Below are 14307 nucleotides of genomic sequence, written 5' to 3'. Positions count from 1 at the left end.
AGCAGAGCTGCTTTCCTACGGGCATCGACAGTCAGGCCGAACCCCGAATGTCCGGGGTTCGGCGTGACATTCAATTGTCAGTCGACATTCTCGATCACCAGCGCGATGCCCTGGCCGCCGCCGATGCACATGGTGATAAGGGCATAGCGGCCGCCGATCCGCTTCAGTTCATAAGCGGCCTTGATCGTCAGGATCGTGCCAGTCGCGCCGACAGGATGACCAAGCGCGATGCCCGATCCGTTCGGGTTCAGCTTTTCCCCATCGAACTGCAACGCGTTGGCTACCGAAAGAGCCTGCGCCGCGAAGGCTTCGTTGGCTTCGATCACGTCCATCTGATCCAGCGTCAGCCCAGCCCGCTTCAGGGCAACCGGCACCGCCTTGATCGGGCCTTCACCCATATATTCCGGTTCCACGCCCGCATGGCCCCAGGCAAGGATCTTCGCCAGCGGCTTCAGCGCGCGCCGTTCCACTTCGCTTGCCGTCGCCAGGACGACGGCGGCCGCGCCATCATTGATGCCGGACGCGTTGCCTGCGGTAACCGTGCCATCTTTCTTGAACGCAGGACGCATGGCGGCCAGCGTCTCGGCGCTGGTGTCGGCACGGGGATGTTCGTCCGTGTCGAACATGGTCACGCCCTTGCGCGTCTTGACCTCGACCGGCACGATCTGTTCCTTGAACCGGCCTTCCGCGATGGCCCGCACCGCGCGCTGATGCCCTTCGACCGCCAGCGCATCCTGCTGTTCGCGCGTGATGCCATGCCGTTCGGCGCAGTTTTCCGCCGTCACGCCCATATGGTATCCGCCGCTCGCATCCTGAAGCCCGCAGACCAGCGCGTCCTCTACCGGATTGTCGCCCATCTTCCGGCCCCAGCGCGCGCCATGATCATGGTAAGGCACATTGGACATCGATTCAGCGCCACCCGCGACGGTGATCGACGCTTCACCCAGCTTCATCATCTGCGCGGCCGATATGATCGCCTGCACGCCCGATCCGCAAAGCCTGTTCAGTGTCAGCGCCGGAACCTCAAACGGAACCCCTGCCTGCAACGCGATAGTGCGCGACAGCATGCCATCGCGGGCGCTGGTCGGCATGACCTGACCCATCACGACATGCTCAACGTCGGAAGCCGACACACCGGCACGGGACAGCGCTTCCTTCACGACGATGCTGCCGAGCTGCGAAGGCATGAAGGGCTTCAGCGAGCCGCCGAAATCGCCAATCGCCGTCCTGACGCCGCTGACAATGTAAATATCTTCCATCTCTGATCCTCTGAGCAATGGGATGCGCCGTTCCGCACTTGCAGGCGCTCATGCGCCCCCACACGCAACTGTCAAGGACAATGCGCAACCTGCCACATGGGTGGCGGCGGCCCTGACCATATAGGAATGGCTGTGCTTTCCGACCAGATCAGCCGCGACATATGGCCAAATCCCGGTCGGCCCGTTACGAACAAACCCATGACCAGCACCGCTCAGCGCGCCATCAGCGAACATGTCGTCCAACGCACCAGCAAGGGCCAGCGCACCGCCGACCGCTTGCTGGACACGGCGGAACTGCTGTTCGCGCAGAAGGGCTATGAAGCGACGGCGTTACGCGACATCGCCGCAGCGGCGAACATCCAGCAGCCCGGCCTTTACAAGCATTTCGAAAGCAAGGACGCCCTGTACCGGCAAGTTCTGCAACGGGCGCTCCAACCCTTGGCGGACGAGATGGAAGAGACCATCAGCCGGTCGCCGCAAGAAGCCTCCTTTCGCACGCTGTCCGACAGGCTGATCGATGTGCTGGCGCAGCATCCCAATGTGTCCATGCTGCTTATCCGGTCGATCCTGTCGCCCCCATCGGATCGGGACGAGATCGGCATGGCCTGGGTAGAACGGCTGATGGATTATGGACGGCGGATCACACGCGCGGCCGAGGTCGAGCCTCCGGCTGAGGATCTGATCCTCCAGATCGTTGCCATCTTCAACATGATGTTCGGCTATTTCTGGGCCGCCCCTCTTTCCCGAGGACTGGCAGGCATTGACCCGCTCTCTCCAGTGATGATCGAACGGCAAAAGGCGCTGCTGAGCCGATTTATCGCGACGATCGAACAGGACCGGCCTGACGGGAAAGCCACGGCAGGCGCCATGCCGGAATAGCGGGTCAACGTGCATCTGCCTTGTTTCCGATCCGTAACGCCTTAAACTGCCTTTCTCACATTTCCCGAGGCGGGGACGCCGACCGCCCAGCCTGATCCCGGAGTAATATTACAAACGATGTCCGCCACCCGTCTTTCCAGCGTCGGTCGCCGCGCTTCCATCATCGCGGCGGCCAGGGCGGTTTTCGCGCGCCACGGCTTGGAAGGCGCGCGGACGCAGCAGATTGCCCGCGCCGCAGGTGTGTCGGAAGCCCTGCTGTTCCGCCATTTTCCTACCAAGACGCACATCTATCGGGCCGTATTGCGCGAGGTGATCGCAGACCAGAATAGGGTCTTCCGATCATTCGGTGACGCCGAAGCCAGCACAGAGGGCTTGCTCGAAATTTTGCGGCGCACCTTCAGATATGCGACCGCCGGGATGTACGCCCTCAATGCAGAAGGCTTGCGCATGGTCTTAGGCAGCCTTGCCGGCGACGGAGGCTACGCTCGCCTCGTCTATCGCCGGGCCTTGCGCCTGACACTGCCCAATCTGGAAAAGGCGTTGCAGGCGGCACGGGCCGACGGGGGAATATCCGGAGAGGCGCTTTCGACCACGAATGTCGGCGCTTTCATAGAACATATCAGCACGATGATGCTGGTGGCGCGCTGCCATGAAAAAACTGCGATACCCTATGAGGACGATCGCGTGTTGCGCGACGCGATCCTCTTCTGCGCGCGCGGGCTTGGCGTCGCGGAACCACGCATCCAGCAATTTCTGGAGCAGATGAAATCCGACGAGCCCGAAACCGCAGCATTCATCCGATCGGGAACGCCTGTCACGCCGTAGGATGTGAATTGGGGACCTTCTTCACCAGCTTCGGCGGATTCGAGATAGGCTCAAAGCACTGCCATGAAACCACGCAGGAATATCGACGCCGCACGTTCCGCATAATGCCGCCGTTCAAGCTTTGAGATGGAATGCCCGCCCGCCAGCAGACGGTTGCCACGCATCGCAAGCACCAACAGTTGGCGCGCATGCCAGTCCGCACTCTCTTTGACGCCCAGGCTTTCCAGCCAGGGTGTCAACCCCGTCACCCACGGCCTTCGCAGGATTAGGTAAACGTCCCGCGCCAATGCAGCGTCCCGGCGGGACTGACTGATGACGACGCGGTGTAACCGGATTGAACGGCTGGAAGCCAGATTATCCAAGGCCGCTTCAACATAGCGGCTTAATGCCGCCGGATCGGCTTCACCTAACGGCAACGCTGGCGGGCTTGCCGCGGGCGCGCTATCTTCGGCCATTATGCGCATTGCAGCTGCAAACAGCCCCGCCTTGCTTGCGAAATGCCGGTAGAGCGTACCCCGCCCCACCCGCGCCTCTTCCCCGATGAGGTTCAGGTTGGCGCCTTCATACCCCTCATCCAGAAAATGGCGCCCTGCTACATCGAGCAAGGTTCGGATATGGGGAAGCGGCTCCTCACGCAGTGGCGGCTCGGCGTCGAATAACGGCTCCGGCGAAGGCAAGCCACTCTGCTTTCCCGCCCGGATACCCTGAACGAAAAGCGCGACCGCTTGCTGCGCTATCCGCTCGCGATGTTCTGGCGGAGCAGGCGGAAAACCCATGAGGACAACGGGGCCTTCCACCGCCAGCGATCCGAAATCCAGCGCCAGTTCCAGCGGCACCGGGCGGTCAACGCCCTTCTCCTTCGCATAATCCTCCAGCGCCAGCCGCACGGGTTCCAGCCGCATGCCCTGTCCGCTTTGTAGTGATGCTGCCAGATCAGGCATCTTGTGCGCCACGCCAGCGGCAACCCAGAGCGCGCCGAACATTCCCTGATCCAGCGCCGAATCAAGGATCGCCCGCGCAAGTCCCGCCAGTTCCGATCCGCCAGTAGCCGCGCCTTCATGCACCGCCGCCGCGCGAGCATCGAACTCCGCGCCCTGCGCATCCAGCGCCGCGCGGAACAAGGCTTCCTTATCGGGGAAGTGGCGGTAGATCGTTTCCTTGCTGACCCCTGCGGTGCGGGCGATCGAATCGATGCTCACCGCGTCGAAACCGCGCTCGACAAACTGCGCGCGCGCCGACGACAGCAAATGCCGGACGCGCGGCGACGCCAGTTGGCTCCCGACCTCCGCTACCACTTTCATCCAGCATCCCCGCACATTGGGACCGGCTATAACAGGCTCAGACATTGATGCACCCATGCTTCTTGACGAAAATCGAACGGTTCGATACCGTTCGGTCATATAGAAAGATGGAGAGCGATAAAATGGCATTGCCATGGACGGAGCGGCCGCTGGAACCGTTCGGCGTCGAAATCGGCGTTCGGCTGCAATGGCCGCTGCCCGACGGCTTCGAACAGCGCCTGACCGAGCTATTCGATCGCCACAAGCTCATCCTGTTCCGCGATCAGAAGCTCAGCGAAGCCGATCAGGTCCGGCTGCTCGAAAACTTCGGCCGCGTCCTGGGATCGCACGGTGAATATCGCGAAATATCCAGCGATGGCGCCCTCGGCTCAGGGCCGCTCACCTGGCACAGCGATCTGGCCTTCACCGAAGAACCCTTCAAGATCATCTCCCTCCATGCCGTGGCCGTAAATGACGGACAAAGCTGGACCGACTTCGCCAACGGCGCGGCTGCGGCCGCCGCCCTGCCGCCCCAACTGAAAGCTGCCGTCGCAGGCCGGGAAGCCGTCACGATGATCGCGCCGATCCAGACGCACCGGACGGTCGGCTACGATAGTTCGACCGACATGCCGCATCAGATACGCCCGGTCATCATCCCCCACCCCCGGACCGGCGAGCCCATCCTCTATATCAGCGACATGCAGACCGCCCGCATCACCGGCATGGACCAGCCGGAAAGCGACGCCACGCTGAACGCCCTGTTTGCCGAACTCTATCGCGAAGATCGCATCTACCGCCACCATTGGAACAATGGCGACCTCGTCATCTGGGACAATATCGCGCTCCAGCATGCGCGCGGCGACCTCACCGGCATAACGCCCCGCCGCCTTCAGCGCATCGTCGTCGCGGACAAGAGCTTCTTCGACCTGCTGCCGCAATTCAAGGTGGGGGACGAGCGGATCAGCGCCTGGGGTTCAGGCAACAAGCAATTGATACTTGATTGAAGGAACGACAAAAGATGGTCGACATTCCCTATCTCGCGCGCGGCCTGATGCCCGTGGAAACGGACAGCAGCATACTCATCTCCTCGTCCAAATATCTGAACAATCCGCGCCTGCGCGAATGGCTGGCGATGATCCTGTTGCGGCGAAACGGTCCCGACATGCCACCGCCTGCGGAAATGTACGAGTTCCTCCCGATCCTGGATTCACTCCGCGACTTTGACGCGATCGAAGACATGTTTACGCAGGAGAGGAAGGTAAATCCCGAACTGGACGCCTGGTTCAGCGAAGGCTTCATCTCCACCTACAAGATCGAAGATTTCCAACAATATGAACCCGGCTCTTTGGGCGGCATCTTCTACCAGCAGATGACTGCCGGAGATTATGAGATCCAGATCACGCCCTGGAAAGAACCCGAAACGCAGCTTCAATATTATAATCTGCGCTCTGGCCAAACGCATGACTTCGAACATATCCTGTGCGGCGGCGGCTTCAATTTCATGGGCGAACTGGTGCCCTACTGGTATCGCCTGACCAACGTGCCCAAACATATGCGCAACCCGCATCTAGCGGCGGAGGTCAACATGATCCAAATCTTTGGATCGCTCCGCTACACCGTGCGCACGATGCTGCATTATCCCGAAGTGTGGCCGACCGCCGTCAATGCGATCCAGCGCGGCATGAAGGTGGGGCAGCAAAGCGACGCCCTCTTCATGAAGAAGCTTGAAACCGCATTCCATCTGCCGCTGACCGAGGCGCGCGAAGCACTGGGCGTGCGCGGCGTCGAAGAGGTCGATACGTCACAAGAAGGCGCCTTCTGGGCGTCGGACGGCAAAACCAGCCTTGAACCTGTAGCGAGGGCAGCCGAATGAGCACATGCGACCTGCTGATCCGCGGCGGCACCATCGTCGATGGCAGCGGCGGCGAACCCTTCGTTGGCGATGTCGCGATCGTTGACGGACGGATCGTCAGCGTCGGCCCCTTTACCGGCGAAGCCCACGAAGTCATCGACGCCACCGGCCTCACCGTCACTCCCGGCTTCGTCGATATCCATACCCATTATGATGGTCAGGCCATCTGGTCGGAGGACCTCTCCCCCTCCTCCTCCCATGGCGTGACCACGGTCGTGATCGGCAATTGCGGCGTGGGCTTCGCGCCTTGCCGCCCTGCTGATCACGACCGTTTGATCCGTCTGATGGAGGGTGTCGAGGACATCCCCGGCGTCGTCATGGCCGAAGGGCTCAGCTGGGATTGGGAAAGCTTCCCAGACTATCTGAACGCCCTCGAAAGCCGCCCCCGCGACATCGACGTTGCCGCGCTCCTGCCGCACAGCCCGCTGCGCGTCTTCGTGATGGGCGAACGCGGCGCGCAGCGCGAAACCGCGACCCCTGCCGACCTGCAAAAGATGCAGGCCCTCACCCGCGAAGCACTGGATGCGGGCGCGATCGGCTTTGCAACCTCCCGCCTGCTCATCCACCGCACAAAGGCTGGAGAGAATATCCCCAGCTATCAGGCCGATGTCGAGGAACTCAAAGCCATAGCGAGCGCCATGCGGGACGCCGACACCGGCGTCTTGCAGATGGTGCTGGACGCCCCCTTTTCCAGCTGGATTGACGAGCTTGCCCACCTTCTCACCGTCGCAAGGGCAGCGAACCGGCCAGCCACCTTCACGCTTGGCACCTCCAACACGGGTGAGCCCGTCTGGCAGGACGCGCTACGCATCTGCGAGGAGGCCAATGCAGAGGGCCTGAAGATCAGCCCGCAAATACTTCCCCGCCCCGTCGGCATGGTCTGCGGCTTTGAACTGTCCAGCCACCCCTTCTCGCTCTGCCCAAGCTATGAAGCGATCGCCACCCTGCCGCTCGATCAACAACTCATGCATCTGCGCGACCCGGAATTTCGCGCAAAACTTATCGCGGAACAGCCGGTTGAGGGCCATCCCCTGGCGATGATGACCCGCAACTGGGACTGGATCTTCCCCCTCTCCGACCCGCCCAACTATGAACCACCGGCGGAAAGCAGCGTAGGCGCGCAAGCGCGCAGCCTGAACCTGACGCCGGAGGAGGTCGCCTACGACCTCATGATGAACGGCGGCGATGGCAGGGGGATGCTCTACAACACGCTCGGCAACTTCTATAATGGCAGCCTCGACACGGTGCATGACCTGATCATGCATCCGGACACGGTGATGGGACTGGGGGATGGCGGCGCTCATTATGCGGCGATCTGCGACGCGAGCTATCCCACCTTCCTGCTGACCTACTGGACCCGCGATCGAGCCGGACCAAAGCTCAGCATCCCCCAAGCCATCCGCGCCCTCACCTCACGCCCGGCAGAGACCATGGGCCTGCGCGACCGGGGCAGGATCGCGCCCGGCTACAAGGCGGACATCAACATCATCGACCTTGAAGCCCTGCGCCTCCACGCCCCCCATATACGTTATGATCTGCCCGGAGGCGGCCGACGGCTGGACCAGAAGGCAACGGGTTTCGTCGCCACCATCGTATCAGGCAAAGTCATCCGCCGCACCGACAACGCGACCGGCGCGCGACCGGGGCGGCTGGTCAGGGGCGCTCAAACCGCTCCAGCTAACACGGTGGAGGAATATGCCGGAGCGTTGTAACGTGGGTCACTGACCCACAGGAGAGATGCAAATGGCAACAGCGGTACATGTCCCGCAAGCTGACTGGTCCGCCCTGCGCGTCATGTTCGGCGATCGGTTCAGCGATAGCGCTGCCATCCGCGATCATCATGGCCGGGCAGAGACTTTCTATCCGGCCATGCCCCCGGACGCGGTTGTCTTCCCCCTCAGCACGGAGGAAGTCGCCGCAGCGGTCACTTTCTGCAAGGAACGGGGCATCGCCGTCACGCCTTACGGCACCGGCACATCGCTTGAAGGCAATTTTCTGGCGGCAAGAGGCGGTCTTTGCATCGACCTCTCCCGCATGGATCAAGTCCTGCGCGTCAGCACGGAAGACCTGGACTGCACCGTGCAGGCGGGCGTCACCCGAAAACAGCTGAACAGCGAACTGCGCGACACGGGCCTGTTCTTCCCCGTCGATCCGGGCGCGGACGCGTCACTCGGCGGCATGGCATCGACACGCGCCTCCGGCACCAACGCGGTTCGCTACGGCACGATGCGGCAGAATGTGCTGGGACTGACGGTGGTGCTTGCCGATGGCCGGATCATCCACACCGGCGGGCGGGCGCGTAAATCCGCGGCCGGATACGACCTTACCGGGCTGTTCGTCGGGTCCGAAGGCACGCTCGGCATCATCACCGAAGTCACCTTGCGCCTCTACGGCCAGCCAGAAGCGGTCTCCGCCGCCGTTTGCGAATTTGAAACATTGCGCGGCGCGGTGAACGCAGTAATCCAGACTATCCAGATCGGCCTTCCCGTCGCCCGTATCGAATTGCTCGATCCGCTACAGATCCGCGCGATAAATGCCTACAGTCGGACAAACTATCGCGAACGTCCGACGCTGTTCCTGGAATTTCACGGCACACCGGCAGGCGTCGCGGAACAGGCGGAAAGCTTCAGCCAGATCGCGGCGGACAATGGCGCCGGCCAATTCACTTGGGCGACGAAGACAGAGGACCGAACCGCGCTTTGGGAAGCACGCCACAAGGTTCATTATGCCAATCTGGCGTTGCGCCCGGGGTGCAAGGCGATCGCAACAGATGTCTGCGTCCCGATTTCGCGGCTTTGCGACTGTATAGAGGAAACGCGCAGCGCCATTGAGGCAAGCGGCCTTACCGCACCGATCGTGGGTCATGTCGGCGACGGAAACTTCCATGTCATCCTCGTCTTCGATCCAAACTCGGCCGACGAGACGCGAAAGGCGAAGGCATTGTCGGAACGGATCGTCGAAATCGCTCTCGCCATGGAGGGTAGCTGCACGGGCGAGCATGGCATCGGCATTGGCAAGAAAGCCCATCTCGTTACGGAGCATGGCGCCGCTGTCGAGGTGATGCGCCAGATCAAACGGGCACTCGACCCGGATGGCATCATGAACCCAGACAAGGTTATCGACCTTTGACGCAACCCTCATTCATCGGAATCTGAGGATCAAGCGGAAGGCAGGCGGCTTTCCGCGTCCAGCCTTCCACCTCTGCTCCCGCGGTTCCAGCTGATCACAAGGATCGACAGCAAATGTCCAACGGCGGGGCCTATCGCAAAGAACAAATGCACACCCGCGACCCCTTCCGATCCTGAAGACCTTGGATCAAATCCGAGCAAGCCCACTACGGACAAGGCTATGCCCACTGCGATCGCATAGGCCGCATTGGTCGTCACATTGAACACGGATGAAAACAGCCCGGCCCGTTCCACGCCGCTACCCTCGCGATGACGATCCGCCACATCATAAATCATCGACCGCAGCATCAGATTGCCCGATCCCTGCGTCAGCCCCTGCCCGACGATCAGCAGGATGAACAGCCACATGCGATCCGGTGTCAGGAACAGGACCATCAGGTTGATCGCAACCTGCGCGCCCTCGGCCATGATCAGCGTTCTTAGCCTCCCGAACCGGTAACTGATCCGCGCCCATAACGGCGCTGCGAACATGCCGAATGCATATTGCAGCATCAGCAGCATGGCAGGTGAAGCCATGCCCATGTAACGCGTCACGAAGAACAGGAACACGGCAGTGCGAAAGCCCTGCCCCAGCGCGACGAAGAAATCCGACGCCACGATCCGCCAAAGTGCTGCATCGGTCAGCACCGCCTTCATCCCCTGCCGCCAATTCGCGCCTGCGGGCGCGCGTTCCGGCAGCGACGGCTCGCGAAAGAGAAGGGCGATGAGCACCATGCCAACAGCGAGGACAGCGGCGACCAGCGCCCCCATCGATCCGACCCGGACTTCAGGATTACCCCGTCCTAACGCGTCCAGCACAGCAGGCAGAACCAGCACCATAAAGATGCCGATGGACGACCCTGTCTGGATATAGGCCTGAATACGCGCTCGCTCGACCGGCGATGACGCCATCTCCCCGCCCCAGGCGTAAAGCGGCGTGGAGGTCGCAGTCCACCCCAGGCACAGCAGCAACAACCATCCGCCAAGATAGAGCGGCGTGGCTCCGGCAGGCGGAGAAAAGACCGCGAGCAGGGACAGAAGGAACAGCACACCGCCGCCCAAAATCCAGGGTTTCCGCCTTCCAATGCGTGTGCGTGTGTGGTCCGAAGCCCATCCGATCACCGGATCGGCCGCCGCGCTCCACAGGCGGCTGATCATGAAGACCAGCCCCACGGTCGCCAGATCCATGCCGATCACCGTCGCGTAAAAGGCAGGCAAATAGGTCTGGAGCGGAATGTTGAACCCGCCGGTCGCGATGCTGGTCACGGAAAATGCCGCAAGGCGCGGCCCCGACTCACGCGCCTGCCCGGTCATGCGAACCAACATTCTTGAAGGTGGAAGAGCACACCAATCATCCCGGCTGAAACCTCCCCATTCCATTCATCAGGCGCTGACAGCCGCCGATCCCATCCCATATCCGCCAAATTCCGAACCCGAAACGCAAATTGCATTTTTTGCAACACGGGATGTCTTATTATTCGTTTTACAGCGTGCTATCGGCCCCTCGTCTATCCACAAGGGGATTATCATGAAGCTTTCTTTTGCCTTCGCGGCGGCTCTGTCGCTATCGCTTTCCACTGCGGCGATCGCCGCCGACGCGCCTGCGATCAAGGCCAATGCACTTGTGAAGACGGTCGACGGCCGCAAGGTCGGCTATATCGATCGCCTCCTGAAGAATAACGCTGGCGAAACGACCGCCGTCCAGATCATCTACAGCGGCCGTTTCGTGGTTATTCCCGTAACCACGCTCAGTGCAGCGGAAAAGGGTCTGGTCACCAGCCTGACCGCCAAGGAAGTGAACCGCCTCTAGAGTCTTTCCGATGTTGAATGAATCGTTGGGGATTTCCAGACGGTTGGAAGTGTGATTCAAGGTGGCCACTGGTGAGGAGGCCAGCATGGATGAGGCCATTATCACAGGATTTGCGGGTTCGGTTTTGTCGGGCTCTGGATCGAGGCATGTCGGCGCGGGGGGCTGCGCGGTTGCTGGAGGTGAGCCCGGCCACGGGGGTTCGCTGGGCGCAGTCATGGCGAACGCGCGGGTCTGTTGAGCCGGGCAAGGTCGGCGGTCACATGCTCCCGTTGCTGGCGCGTGAGCGCGAGTGGTTGCTTGCGCGGATCGAGCAGAAGAAGGACCTGACGCTGCACGAGTTGCTGGCCCAGCTGCGTGAAGAGCGTGGTGTGGTGGTCTGCTGCGACACGCTGTGGCGGTTCATGGGCCGCTTGGGCAAGACGTTTAAAAAAAGACGCTCTTCGCCAAGGAACAGGACCGGCCCGACGTCATCCGACGCCGCAACCGCTGGCGCTGGGTCCAGCGCTGGGTAGATCCCAAGCGCATGGTCTTCATCGACGAGACCTGGGCGAAGACCAACATGACCCGCACCCATGGCTGGCATCACCGGGGCGAGCCGCTGATCGACAAGGTGCCGCATGGCCACTGGAAGACGCTGACCTTCATCGCTGGCCTCAGGCATGATGGCATCGTGGCCCCTTGCGTCCTCGATGGCCCGATAAACGGCGAGAGCTTCACCGCGTGGGTCGAGCAGTTCCTGATCCCCGCGCTGGAACCCGGCAGCATCATCGTGGTCGACAATCTCGGCAGCCACAAAGGCAGCCGCGTGCGCAAATTGCTCAAGGCGGCGGGCATCAGGCTGTTCTTCCTGCCGCCCTACTCGCCCGACCTGAACCCCATCGAGGAGATGTTCTCCAAGCTCAAGCGTCTGCTCCGCAAGGCCAACGAACGCACCGTCGAGGCAACATGGCGACGCATCGGAAAACTGCTCGACCACTTCCCGCCCGCAGAATGCGCCAATTACATCCGTGGAGCCGGATATGCCTCAATCTAAGTCAGAAAGACTCTAAGGCGTGCCGGGGCGCTGCTGCGGGTCGGCTACGGCTGACCTGACCGCAGCGCCCTCTTCCCGAGCGCGGTGCGATGGCAGTTCTATTGCCGTTGCGAATTGATGTTGCCGCCGTCCACGACGATCTCCGCGCCCGTCATGTAACTCGCTTCATCCGACATCAGGAAACGGATGACGCGTCCCAGTTCTTCCGGCGCGCCATAGCGGCCCAGCATGATCCGCCGCTCGAAATGCCCTGGCAAATGGGCCTTGGTCTCCGCAATGATCGGCGTATCGATCATGCCGGGGCTCACCGCGTTGATGCGGACCCATCAGCAGCCAGTTCATCCGCCATCGAATGGACCAGCGATATCACCGCGCCCTTCGCCGCGCTATAGATCGGGATCATCCCGTTGCCCAGCGTCGCGTTAATGGATGACAATGCGACAATGGCGCTCCCGGGCGACTTACGCAGGTCTTCACGAAAAGCCTGGGTCATGAGGACGATCGACCGTACATGCAGCGCCAGTCCCGCGTCCCAATTTTCCGGCGTCACTCCATCGATGCCCGTGGCTTCGGCCGTGCCAGCACAATGCACGATGCCACCGATCGCACCGATCGCCGCCCTTGTCGCGATGGCGGCGGGGGTCACGGCCTGCGGGTTGCGCAGATCGACGCTGAAACCCTCCGCGCGCACGCCATAGCGACTCTCGATGATGCTCGCCGATCCGGCCGCGCCTTCCGCATTGATGTCCCACAGGGCGACCGGCCGCCCGACGGCAGCCAGCGCATGCGCCGCCGCCAGGCCGATACCGGAAGCTCCGCCCGTGATCACAACGCCAGTGCCAGGCGATCCCAGGCGAGGCGTGAAGTCGGCGTCATTGTCTAGTATCGGCATGGCAGCTTTCCTCCTTATTGCTTCTCCAGATCGCGATAGGCCGCAGCCACAATCTCTGGCCGCATGCTGCCGTTCAGCCAGGATGGCCAATACTGCGTGAGATACAGGAGGAAGAACTTGCGTTCGGGGTCCATCCAGCATGCCGTCCCCGCAGCACCCGGCCAACCGAACACACCCGCTGGCACCGAACCCGGCCAGTCGAAGAAGCTGTTGGTCTGCTCACTCGGCGCCAAGGAAACGGACATGCCCGCGCCCATGCCGACGTTCGACAGCGTATAGCCGATCGGCACGTCCACATGCGTCACCGCTTCGGGCAGCAGGTTCGACCGTGCGATCCGCACCGTTTCCGGCTTCAGAATGCGTACGCCGTCCAACTCCCCCTCGTTGAGCAGCATGGCCGCAAAACGCGAATAATCATGCGCCGTCGACACCATGCCGCCGCCACCCGACGGATAATAAGGCCGCGCATAGAGACTGTCCGCCGCATCATCGGCCAATGCCCATGTTCCGTCCTCCTCCTGCTGGGGGAGATCGGCAAAGCGGGCGGCCTGATCGGCCGTGATGGAAAAGCCAGTGTCCACCATGCCCAGCGGATCGAACAGACGTGTCTTCAGGAAAGTTTCGAACGGCATGCCCGACGCGACTTCGATCACCAGCCCAAGCACGTCCAGCGCGACGCTGTAATCGAACCGTGTGCCGGGATCGGTCGCCAAGGGCAGGGCGGCAATACGCTCGCCCAATTCGGCGAGCGTTGCCGGAACCGGGAGATCGCCCGGACCCGGCACCCACTCCCGCGAACCCGGGGCCACGCCATGCTTCGTGTAAAGCTCGCCCAGCGTCATGCCGTCCATGCCAAAGCCCGCCGTATGGGTCAGCAGGTGGCGGACAGTGATCGGGCGAGCCGCAGGCCGCGTCACTTCCGGGTCGTCACCCTCGATGACGCGCATCTCGGCGAACGCCGGGAGTATTTCGCCGATCGGCTGGTCCAGCCCGATAATGCCATCCTCGATCAGCATCATCGCGCCGATGCCCGTGATCGGCTTCGACTGGGAAAAGACGCGGAAGATGGACCGCTCGTCCACGCCGTCCTTGCGCGCATAGCCCAGTACGCCTTCGCCATGGTAGCGAACCGGACCATCCGCGGTTCCCCACGCAAGGATGCCGCCCGATATGACGCCCTGCTCCACGAACTCGCGTAGCTTCGCCTCCGTTTCCGGCAAATTGGTCACATCCCGGCTGGTCTCGGTCAT

The 14307-nt window shown here is 62.1% G+C and carries 12 protein-coding genes and 1 pseudogene; 8 read left to right on the top strand and 5 right to left on the bottom strand.

Annotation, left to right across the window (positions count from 1 at the left end):
- Positions 1-77 precede the first annotated feature (77 nt).
- Positions 78-1259 (bottom strand): beta-ketothiolase BktB, encoded by a 1182-nt coding sequence (gene bktB / locus ACZ5YV_RS13460; RefSeq protein WP_464789609.1) that lies wholly within the window; start codon positions 1257-1259, stop codon positions 78-80.
- Positions 1260-1385: 126 nt separating this feature from the next.
- Here bktB and ACZ5YV_RS13455 point away from each other — a divergent pair, with 126 nt between their 5' ends.
- On the top strand, positions 1386-2138 hold the full coding sequence (locus tag ACZ5YV_RS13455; RefSeq protein WP_464789608.1) for a TetR/AcrR family transcriptional regulator: 753 nt from the start codon (positions 1386-1388) through the stop codon (positions 2136-2138).
- A 117-nt stretch (positions 2139-2255) separates the two neighbouring features.
- Positions 2256-2963, top strand: a complete 708-nt coding sequence (locus ACZ5YV_RS13450; protein WP_464789607.1) for a TetR/AcrR family transcriptional regulator — start codon at positions 2256-2258, stop codon at positions 2961-2963.
- A gap of 50 nt (positions 2964-3013) precedes the next feature.
- Here the strand turns inward: ACZ5YV_RS13450 and ACZ5YV_RS13445 are convergent, their stop codons facing one another.
- Positions 3014-4264 carry a TetR/AcrR family transcriptional regulator gene (locus ACZ5YV_RS13445; RefSeq protein WP_464789606.1) on the bottom strand — a complete coding sequence of 417 codons (1251 nt, stop codon included), beginning with the start codon at positions 4262-4264 and terminating at the stop codon, positions 3014-3016.
- Positions 4265-4386: 122 nt separating this feature from the next.
- On the opposite strand from ACZ5YV_RS13445, the gene ACZ5YV_RS13440 reads away from it, so the two are divergent.
- From ACZ5YV_RS13440 to ACZ5YV_RS13425, 4 genes are read left to right on the top strand one after another with little or no spacing between them, the layout of a single operon-like run.
- Positions 4387-5247 carry a TauD/TfdA dioxygenase family protein gene (locus ACZ5YV_RS13440; protein WP_464789605.1) on the top strand — a complete coding sequence of 287 codons (861 nt, stop codon included), beginning with the start codon at positions 4387-4389 and terminating at the stop codon, positions 5245-5247.
- A 14-nt stretch (positions 5248-5261) separates the two neighbouring features.
- Positions 5262-6116 (top strand): hypothetical protein, encoded by an 855-nt coding sequence (locus ACZ5YV_RS13435; RefSeq protein WP_464789604.1) that lies wholly within the window; start codon positions 5262-5264, stop codon positions 6114-6116.
- The gene (locus ACZ5YV_RS13430; protein WP_464789603.1) at positions 6113-7867 is read left to right on the top strand and encodes an N-acyl-D-amino-acid deacylase family protein; all 1755 of its coding nucleotides are present in this window, start codon (positions 6113-6115) and stop codon (positions 7865-7867) included. Before ACZ5YV_RS13435 ends, ACZ5YV_RS13430 begins: the two co-directional genes overlap by 4 nt.
- 31 nt (positions 7868-7898) lie before the next feature.
- A complete protein-coding gene (locus ACZ5YV_RS13425; RefSeq protein WP_464789602.1) occupies positions 7899-9284 on the top strand; it encodes an FAD-binding oxidoreductase in 1386 nt (461 codons plus the stop codon).
- Between the two features lie 29 nt (positions 9285-9313).
- Here ACZ5YV_RS13425 and ACZ5YV_RS13420 read toward each other — a convergent pair whose 3' ends face one another.
- On the bottom strand, positions 9314-10636 hold the full coding sequence (locus tag ACZ5YV_RS13420; RefSeq protein ID WP_464789601.1) for an MFS transporter: 1323 nt from the start codon (positions 10634-10636) through the stop codon (positions 9314-9316).
- A gap of 214 nt (positions 10637-10850) precedes the next feature.
- On the opposite strand from ACZ5YV_RS13420, the gene ACZ5YV_RS13415 reads away from it, so the two are divergent.
- Complete coding sequence (locus ACZ5YV_RS13415; protein WP_464789600.1) at positions 10851-11132, top strand: hypothetical protein; 282 nt, start codon at positions 10851-10853, stop codon at positions 11130-11132.
- Between the two features lie 89 nt (positions 11133-11221).
- Positions 11222-12165 (top strand): IS630 family transposase gene (locus ACZ5YV_RS13410; RefSeq protein WP_464786945.1). Its coding sequence is split into 2 segments (ribosomal slippage): positions 11222-11557 and positions 11560-12165, totalling 942 coding nucleotides; the frame shifts between segments, so codons are not numbered across the junction.
- 98 nt (positions 12166-12263) lie between these two features.
- On the opposite strand, the pseudogene ACZ5YV_RS13405 reads toward ACZ5YV_RS13410, so the two are convergent.
- Positions 12264-13057: pseudogene (locus ACZ5YV_RS13405) on the bottom strand (SDR family NAD(P)-dependent oxidoreductase).
- Between the two features lie 14 nt (positions 13058-13071).
- Complete coding sequence (locus ACZ5YV_RS13400) at positions 13072-14307, bottom strand: serine hydrolase domain-containing protein (protein ID WP_464789599.1); 1236 nt, start codon at positions 14305-14307, stop codon at positions 13072-13074.

The sequence above is a fragment of the Sphingobium sp. TomTYG46 genome (assembly GCF_055396345.1).
This window is presented reverse-complemented; position numbering and strand designations above follow the sequence as displayed.